The sequence below is a fragment of the Microcystis sp. M_OC_Ca_00000000_C217Col genome, from assembly GCF_007095585.1.
GTDB classification, from domain to species: domain Bacteria; phylum Cyanobacteriota; class Cyanobacteriia; order Cyanobacteriales; family Microcystaceae; genus Microcystis; species Microcystis panniformis.
Genome location: NZ_SFBV01000137.1, coordinates 1 through 9,025, shown reverse-complemented (window position 1 = coordinate 9,025; position 9,025 = coordinate 1). Strand labels below are relative to the sequence as shown.

Below are 9,025 nucleotides of genomic sequence, written 5' to 3'. Positions count from 1 at the left end.
GAGCCTTCGAGATGTTAGGGACTTGCGCTTTGATAATGTACCTTTTGGGCGACGCAGTGCGCCCCTACATTGTGGACAAAATCCGTTAGAGCCTTCGAGATGTTAGGGACTTGCGCTTTGATAATGTACCTTTTGGGCGACGCAGTGCGCCCCTACATTGTGGACAAAATCCGTTACTGTAGGGGCGCAAGGCTTGCGCCCTCCGATCGATTGGGATATTATTCCCACGCAAGTCCCTTATCGCAACCGAATCGGCGGTTAGGACATTGACAATCTCCGAAACCCTCTCATACTAAATCCTGTCTCCTGTCTCCTAACCCCACCAACAAACTTTTTGCCGCAAACCCTACTTAAGACTTTTGCTAGAGTTCTAGAAGAGGGCTAAAAAAATAGCAAACTAAGAAAATTTCTCCTTTGCTACTTTTGCCGTGAACAACTATGTTAAAGAAAGTCAATTATCTGCGATCGCTATCCTGTTTCCTCGCTATAATCCTCTGGAGTAGTCCTCTCGGGATTAACTCTAGCCTCGCTGTCAATGATAATTGTCAACTCTCCGAATCGGAAATCAAACAACAAGAAAATCTGCGTCAAACTTCCCCCCAAGAATATAACATTTTATTGCAGAAATATGCTGAACAATTGCGCTTTTGTCGTTCCCGACACTGGTTACAGGAACAAGCGATCTGGTTACGTCTTTACTCCTGTGATACCCGTCCAGGATCGATAGAAAGTATCCTCGATCGCATCGTGGCCAAAGGTTATAATATAGTTTATCTGGAAGTTTTTGCCGATGGTCAAGTCTTATTACCTCCTAACAATAATCCCACGGTTTGGGATAGCGTGATTAAAAATCCCGGTGCTGGAAATGTGGATTTATTAGCACAGGCGATTGAACAGGGACATAAACGCGGTTTAAAGGTGTATGCTTGGTTATTTAGCCTCAATTTTGGCTATGCTTATAGCTTAAAACCCGAGCGACAGGAGGTGTTAGCACGCAATGGTAAAGGACAGGATAGCACCTCTTTTGTCGATGATCGATCCCAAACTTTTGTCGATCCCTACAGTAATCAAGCGCGACAGGATTATTTAATTCTCCTAGAAGCCATTTTACAACGTCGTCCCGATGGAGTTTTATTTGATTATATTCGCTATCCGAGAGGAACAGGAGTCGATTCCGTTGCCGATAATGTCCAAGATTTATGGATTTTTAGTCCCGCATCCCGACAAGCTTTAATTAATCGAGGATTGAATAATAAGGGCAAATTTTTAATCGAACGCTATCTGACTCGTGGTCAAATTTCCCCTGATGATATCGTCGAAGCAGATCGCCTTTATCCCCAAGAAACCGCCCCTCTTTGGCAGGGTAGAATTCCCTTAGAAGAGGAGATGAAACAATCAGTTAAAACTCGTTTTGATCGCCTCAAATTAGAACTTTGGTTCCTGACGGTTGCCCATGCTGCCCAGGGTGTAATTGATTATATTAGTTATTTTTCTGCCCTAGTGGAACGTCAGGGAATTCCGGCTGGGGCAGTGTTTTTTCCCGATGGGAATCGTCTTGTGGGTAATCAAGGTTTCGATTCCCGTTTACAAGCTTGGGATAGTTTTCCCGCTTCCCTAGAATGGCATCCCATGTCCTACGCTAATTGTAACGATACTACCTGTGTGGTTAATCAGATCAAAAGAGTAGTGGCAAGCAGGGGAAATCAAACTCCTGTTATCCCAGCTTTAGCGGGTTTATGGGGACAACCCTATAACAATCGTCCCTCCTTAGAAGTGCAAATGGCAGCGATTCGCCTAGCTTTTCCCAGCATAGATAGTATCAGTCATTTTGCTTTTTCTTGGCAAGAACCACAATTCGATCGAGCCAGAAGATTTTGTCAAATGTAACCCCATTTACACCTCTACTTTTACTTCCTCTGTCTCTGTTTTTTCCTGTGGGGGGGGGACTATCAAAGGCGGCAGTTCCGGTTCGGCGGTGTTGAGAGTCGGTGTAATATCGACGTAGTTAATTACCGCCCCTAAAATTTTCACTTCCGCTTCTGTTAACTGGTCAGTTGCTTCACTCAAGAGACTAGAACGAGTTATGCCCTGGCGCGTTACCAGAATAATCCCGTCCGCTAGTTCTTCTAAGAGAAGAGCATCATTACAGCTAGACAGAGAAGGAGTATCGACAATCACCAGATCGAAACGGCCGCGAGAATCTTTGAGAATTAATTGTAATTCGCTCGATTCAATGATAGCTGCCGCTTGTTTTTGCGGACCGGGACTAGGCAAAATGGAAAGGTTTTCAATATTTGGGGCCAGCCGGATCGATTTACTTTTTGCCCCGTAGTAAAGTAGGGGTTCTCGGAAAGAATTGGGATCGGGAGTGACTCCGATTTCTTCGGCCTTAGAGGGACTTCTCAGATCTCCTTCTACTAACAGAGTCCGTCGGCCCGCTAAAGCGGCGGCGATGGCCAGATTATAGGCAGTGGCGGTTTTCCCCTCTCCGCCAGTAATACTGGTGACAACAACCACTTTCACCGTTTCGCCGCCGCCAACAAGTCGCAGGGTACTGCGTAAACGTTCGTAGTAGGGGAGATAATTGGCATTAGCATCGGCGAGAATCGGCTCGATTTCCTCGCCCTCTAAATTCCGGACAATGGGCAATTGTCCCAAGAGTAGTATATCCCGACTAACCAAAGCTTCCCGCAATTCTTGGGGACTGTGCAGGCGATCATCGATCACTGCTAACAGGAGAATCGTACCCAATCCGGCTAAAGTTCCCAAACCAGCACCCACCAAGAGAATCAAGGTACGATTCTTGCGGTTAAACACCTGTTCGATCGGTTGAGCAACCGGCGGTTGGGCGACGGTGAGACTACCCACGGTTTCCGCTTCTGCGGCCTGAGCATCCACCAGAGCATTGAGAATATTCTCGTAGATACCCCGTTGAAAGGCGACAGCTTGGGTTAAACGAGCTTGCTGTAGCTGTTTATCGGGGAATTTCTCGTATTGGGAGCGTAATTGCTGTTCCTGAGTCACCAAGGACTCTAATTGTTTCATTAAACCCTCGCGCTGGGTTTGCAGGGTGACTAATTGAGCCGCTAGTTGTTGACGGGTGGCATCGAGATTACTTTGCTGACGGATGCGACTGCTGGGAAGAGCGGTAAGAACGCCATCTTTTCCAATCACCTCGGCGGCTCTTTTTTGTAAGAGAGATTCGTTAACTTGCTGTTGTTTGCGTAATTTAACGACGGTGGGATGTTCGGGACGTAAATCCTTCTGTAGTCCCTCCAATTGGGCTTCCGTGTCCAATATCTGCGCTCGGATACTGGCAATAATCGGGTCGGCACTAAGGGCTGAGGAGGTGTAAGCTTGATCGGGGGTTAAATCGAGTTGTTCACTCAGACTATTAATCTGTCCTTGAATGCCTTGCAGTTCTAGGCGAATTTCTCGCTGTTGCTGTTGACTACTGGTGATCGCGGTGAATAAACTCCCGTCTTGAATCGCCAATAAATCTGAACCCTGGGTACTAATGTAGCGATAAAACTTTTCTTCGGCTCTGGTTAAATCTTTTTGGACTTCGTTCAGTCGGACACTGAGAGCTTCTATGCGGGCGCGTAACTGGGAAGTATTCAGCCAGCGACTGTATTCCACCATTTCCTTCATCAAGGTTTCGAGAATTAACTCCGCCTTGGACTGGGAGTCGGCCGTTAACTCTAAAAGTACCTCTTGGGGTTGGTCGCTATTATTTTTTTGTCCCTCCGCTTCACCGGGGAAGGTTATTTTTAAATCCTGATCGCGAATTTTAACCATCTGTTCCTGATTAAATTGCAATTTTTTGGCCGCATTGACCAATACCCGGGGAGACAGCAGTAAATCGCGATCAATAGCCCGCCCTTGTTCTTGCAGTTGGGTTCCTGTACTGGTAAAAGCCGGCGGCGGCACCCGGTAGGCCAATTGTCCCACCGCCCGATAAAAGGTGGGGGGTTTCTCAGGATCGGGTAGGAAAGCAAAGATCACAGAACCGCCTAAACAGACGAGGAAGACGAATATTCCCACAAATTTGTTCTGATCTAGCGAGATGAGAAATCGTTTAACAATTGGTAGAGCCATAGCTTTTTAATGTATTCCCAGATTCTTTACATTTTAGCGGTCAAGAGTGATTCTCGCCCTTGAAATCCTAGCTTATGAAGTTGTGTTAAGGAGTGAAGGGAGCAAGTTGCCCCTCAATTATTGGAAGTTATTGAATTGATTGCCAAAGTCGAGAATTGTATTGGTAAAACTGGAAATATCCCGGATGGGTTGGGTAATGATATTAAAAGCGGCGAAAATCTCCCCTAACAGGGTGCGGGTGACGATAATTACGTCCTGATCTTCTAAGGGAACATTTTGGGAGATATCTCCCCTAACTGCCGCTATCGGACTCAAAGTTTGACTAACAATTCCCCCTTTGGCACTATCAAAACGGAGCAGGGACACTTCATTGACATTAATCCGCAGGCGATCGGAAACCGGTAAACTAGCCACTACATCAAGGAAGCTACTGCCATTAGGAATCGAAACATTTCTCAGGGAAATTCCTGAAGGAATTGAGGGAGCTAAAACCCTGACGGTGATATTCTGCTGGGCGAGGGTGGTTCTAGCCACCAGGGTGCGATTATATCCCGTCTCTTGGCCGACTTCTAACTTGGAAACAATCACGGCATCACCTCCTTGCAAACGCAGATCTGGCAAGCGTTCCCCTTTAATTAAGGGAGTATAAAGGTCAAGTTTCTCCTCTAATACTGTACCATCGACTAAAACCCGACGGACAACGATCGAACGCAGATCGGCTCTGGGGGTGCCGCCACCCGCCGCCAAAAGTACCTGCGCTAGGGGAGTATTAGGAGCAACACTATAAAACCCCGGTCGCTGTACCTCTCCCAGAATGGTTAACTGGACGGGACGGGCAGTGGTTAAAACAGCAATCACTTCCGGTTCCTCCCGCAGGTATTTTCGCCCCAATTCGAGGCGGATCTTAGTTTGCACTTCGTCTAAAGTCAAGCCCAGCACCGGAATACGCCCTAAAATCGGCACCAGAAAATTACCATCGGGATCCACTGGCCCCGTGGAATTAAATTCGGGAAAATCGGGAACCGAGACAGTAATTTGATCGCCGATATCGAGTCGATAGGACTGAATTTGTCGGGATTGGCGATTATTGGGAGAGTAAACCGGTGGACTGTAGCCGGTAGGGGGAATCGTGTTTTCAGGAAAGGTGGGATTAGGCGGTTCGGGGGGCAAAAATTCCAACCCAGTTCCGGGTTGAGTCTGGGGTATGGACAAAGAACCCTGGGCCTTGAGGCTCTCGGAGGGAATTACCCATAAGAACCCTGTCAGACTAAACCCTGATAAGGCTATGGCCCCGGTTCTGAATAAACTAACTGGCAAAAACTTGTTGAGCATTGGTAGAATCATACAGATATATCAATTTATTTTCTGAGAGTTATCTAGTGGGAGAGGAACAAAGAAGCTATTAAGGACTAGAAAAGTGCCTTGAGCTAGTTTTTTTTAAACAGATAGTTGGGAGCAGAAAAACTACTTTTCTTTTTTGGTCTCAGGCAGAGAAGTTAATTGACTTAAGACATTTTGTTCTAAGTAACTTTGAACTTCCTTGGCGAGATTGAGAGCAAAGGGAGTGAGAGTTTGCAGTTCTTTCGTCGGTTCTAAGGGAATCAGCAAGGAAACGGCTATCCAGGGTACTCTCTGTCTTTTTAATTGCGCCCATTGGTCAAGCCAATACCAAACAGAGGGATCGTAATGACCACCACCTAGCCAAGCATACCATTGCACCACGGCAAAGGTATTTTGTGTCCAGGCACGATAGAATCGAGCCTTGGCCTTTCCTCCCGACTGGGTGGGGATTAATAGCTCGGTTGTTTCCCCCTGATTCCAACGACTAATCGAAGTGATATCCGACCATTCTAATCCTGGTTGATTTTTATAGTAGATCTGTGGCTTTAAAAGCACGGTGATCCTCTTGCCCTCAGGAGTTTCCACCACTTGCACCGACCATTTTCCCTCACCGATTTGTCCTTGCTGCTGATCGATGGTTTTCAGGTCAGAGAACTTGATTCCCGATTCTTGTAGAGTCCGCATTTTTTGAATGTTACCGATTCTTGGTTGATCCACCCAAGACCAATGGCCAGAAATTAAATTGGGCAGGATACCGCCTAAAATCAACAGCAGCAGCAAGCACAACAGTAGTGAATAATTACCCGGTAGCTTTTTTTTGATTTTATCTAACACTAAACTTACCTCGGCCGGAATTTTTCGACTAATCATCCTGGTTACCTTCCCCTTGAGCTAGGGACTTTTTCTTAACCGCCTCGCGATACTGCATGATTTGGAAGACCAAAAGGATCAGTAATAACATAAAGACGGAGTATAAATCACCCCCCCAGCCATCGTGGAGTAATTTGAAGTTTTCCTCTTGTCCTGTGCCGTGAAACCAAGCTAAAAGCGCGTTACGAACAATATTAGCCCCGACACTAATTCCAAAGGCACTGAGGAGCATAAAGCGGGTTTTACGACCGTTTTCGATGGTATCAGTCCAATGGAGCAGCAGGAGGGTGACGTAAAGACTGCTAAATAACATTTTCAGCCCCGCACAGTAGGGAGCGACTTCCACCATCCTGCCTTCTACCGCTACATAGATACCGTCAACGGAGACATCTAGGCCCGCTTGCTGGAGAATAAAACCAGCGCAAGCAGCAATAAAAACCTGTAGGGGTAGGGTATAGGGAGCGATCAGGTAGGGTATGGGATTAGGAGTCGCTAAAGCTGTTAAAAGCAGGGGAAATCCCTGTAATTTTAAACCTTCCGTTCCTTTTAACCAGAGACAGATTCCCGCTAAAATAATCGGGAAAGACATACTAACCCAAAGAGAGGAACCGAGGAGATAAAAAATCGCTCCTAGGGTTAACAAAAACGCTCCGAGGGGATGGGAGCGATCTTCGAGGCGTTGCCATTTTTTGCGATTCTGCCAGACAATATAGGCGGCATAGGGAAGGCCGATCAAGCCGTGGCTAAAGTATTCGTGTTCGATGCCGATCGATTCATTCAGCCAACCATCATACCAATGAAAGATCACCGGACCATAGATGACCGCCAAGAAACCGATAATCAGCCAAGATTGCCGATTTTTCTGGGAGACGGGGGATAAGGAAGGACTAATACCCATAGGACAGAGCGATTTAGTGACAAATTCTGAATTTATGTTACCCGATGATCGCAGTGATCTGTTCAACCACGATGTCAATTTGCTCCTCGCTGATACCGGGGTACATGGGCAGAGAGACAATTTCTTCACAGAGAGTCTCTGCATGAGGAAAGTCTCCCTGTTGATAACCCAGGTAGCGATAGGCCGGTTGCAGATGACAAGGAATCGGATAATGAATGCCGGTTTGAATACCGACGGCAGTTAATTGTTCTTGTAGTTGTTGGCGATCAACCGGACAATGGGGGAGTACGCGAATAACGTAGAGATGATAGACATGACCGGTCTCGGTTTCGTCTCGTATGGGTAAAATGCCCTTATCGGCTAAAGGAGCCAAAAGCCGGTCGTATTGTCTTGCCGCTCGCTGACGGGCCCGATTCCAGCCTTCCAGATGGGGTAATTTAACATTTAAAATGGCGGCTTGTATGCTGTCTAAACGACTATTAGTGCCGATATCGGTGTGAAAATACTTGCTCGGTGCGCCATAATTTCTTAAACTACGGGCTTTTTGGCTAATTTCGGGATCATTGCTCACTAACATTCCGCCATTGCCAAAAGCACCTAAATTTTTACTGGGATAAAAACTAAACCCCGCCGCCACACCGACACTGCCGGCGCGATAACCTTCTCTACTGGCTAAATGGGCCTGGGCCGCATCTTCAAAGATAGTCAGATTATGGCTGCGGGCAAAATCCTCTAATTTTTGGGGTGATACCATCTGTCCGTACAGGTGTACGGGTAGAATGGCGCGGGTGTTGGGGGTAATTTTTTGGGCGGCCGCTGCGAGGTCAATTAAGGCCGTATCGAGGTGACAATCAACTAAAACTGGTTTGGCCCCCGCTTGAATAACACCCATGAGGGTAGCGACAAAGGTATTAGCGGGGACTAGCACTTCATCCCCGGCACCGATGCCGTAAGCTTGTAAAGCCAGGGCAAGAGCAGCAGTGCCAGAAGCTACTCCCACAGCATACTCGACTCCGCAAGCTTGGGCAAAGGCGGTTTCAAATTCGGCTAAAGCTTGGCCTAAAACAAAATCTCCTCGGTCGATAACTGTTTGGATTGCCTCGGTAATTTTTGCTTGTAGGGGCCGATTTTGCCAAGTTAAATCAACAAAGGGAACTTTGATTAAATGGGAATTCATCTATTGCTTGTTTAGGGAGATATTATTAATTATCAAGAGACTAGCATAGGTTTGATCAAGTTGTCTAGATTTGTAGGCTCTCTTGTCCTTGTGTTCTTTGTGCCTCTGTGGTTTATCCTTAATCCTTCTGGGATAACCTGAGAAAAAGTATAGGCTAGGCTAGATTCTAACCCAGCTAAACCAAGAGAGCCGATTGGTATTCAGGGGGTTTGGCCTTGACTTGGCCAAAAGAATCAAGTTGACTGCCTAGCTATTTATTTTTGCCGCCAAACTTTGAAGATAATTACTAAGTGGGTGGGTGGAATTAAATATAAATAAAGAAAATCTTTTGTACCCCAAATAGGCAAGACAAAGTAACGGCACCAGTCATCCGTTTTGTCAGCGATGAAATTGTTCGGAAAACTGGACTAAGCGGGTGCTTGCCAGCATTTAAGTAGTCATGCAAAATTAATTACCTGCCCGATCGAGCTAAAACCCTTACGGGGCAATGATCGTCATGTGTAAATAATTTTGCCTAGGTACTTATTATCACGAATCATGGCATTGAGGATAACCAGCAATTTCCTCATACAGGCAACTAAGGCCACCTTTTTCAACTTGCCATTGGTCAACAACCGTTCGTAGAACTTCCGAATCACCGG

The 9,025-nt window shown here is 46.4% G+C and carries 6 protein-coding genes; 1 reads left to right on the top strand and 5 read right to left on the bottom strand.

Translation table 11 applies throughout. From position 1 onward, the window contains the following. Nucleotides 1–438: 438 nt before the first annotated feature. Nucleotides 439–1,887 carry a family 10 glycosylhydrolase gene (locus tag EWV66_RS08055; protein ID WP_287107638.1) on the top strand — a complete coding sequence of 483 codons (1,449 nt, stop codon included), beginning with the start codon at nt 439–441 and terminating at the stop codon, nt 1,885–1,887. A 6-nt stretch (nt 1,888–1,893) separates the two neighbouring features. Here EWV66_RS08055 and EWV66_RS08050 read toward each other — a convergent pair whose 3' ends face one another. The 5 genes from EWV66_RS08050 to EWV66_RS08030 all read right to left on the bottom strand — a co-directional run bounded on the left by EWV66_RS08050 (nt 1,894) and on the right by EWV66_RS08030 (nt 8,384). Next, a complete protein-coding gene (locus EWV66_RS08050; protein ID WP_002788697.1) occupies nt 1,894–4,098 on the bottom strand; it encodes a GumC family protein in 2,205 nt (734 codons plus the stop codon). Nucleotides 4,099–4,215: 117 nt separating this feature from the next. Continuing rightward, complete coding sequence (locus EWV66_RS08045) at nt 4,216–5,430, bottom strand: polysaccharide biosynthesis/export family protein (RefSeq protein WP_052277877.1); 1,215 nt, start codon at nt 5,428–5,430, stop codon at nt 4,216–4,218. A 132-nt stretch (nt 5,431–5,562) separates the two neighbouring features. After that, complete coding sequence (locus EWV66_RS08040; RefSeq protein WP_052277878.1) at nt 5,563–6,309, bottom strand: cyanoexosortase B system-associated protein; 747 nt, start codon at nt 6,307–6,309, stop codon at nt 5,563–5,565. Further along, nucleotides 6,302–7,207 carry a cyanoexosortase B gene (gene crtB, locus EWV66_RS08035; RefSeq protein ID WP_287107637.1) on the bottom strand — a complete coding sequence of 302 codons (906 nt, stop codon included), beginning with the start codon at nt 7,205–7,207 and terminating at the stop codon, nt 6,302–6,304. The genes EWV66_RS08040 and crtB overlap by 8 nt, the downstream gene beginning before the upstream one ends. A 37-nt stretch (nt 7,208–7,244) precedes the next feature. Then, a complete protein-coding gene (locus EWV66_RS08030) occupies nt 7,245–8,384 on the bottom strand; it encodes a DegT/DnrJ/EryC1/StrS family aminotransferase (protein WP_052277880.1) in 1,140 nt (379 codons plus the stop codon). Nucleotides 8,385–9,025 lie beyond the last annotated feature (641 nt).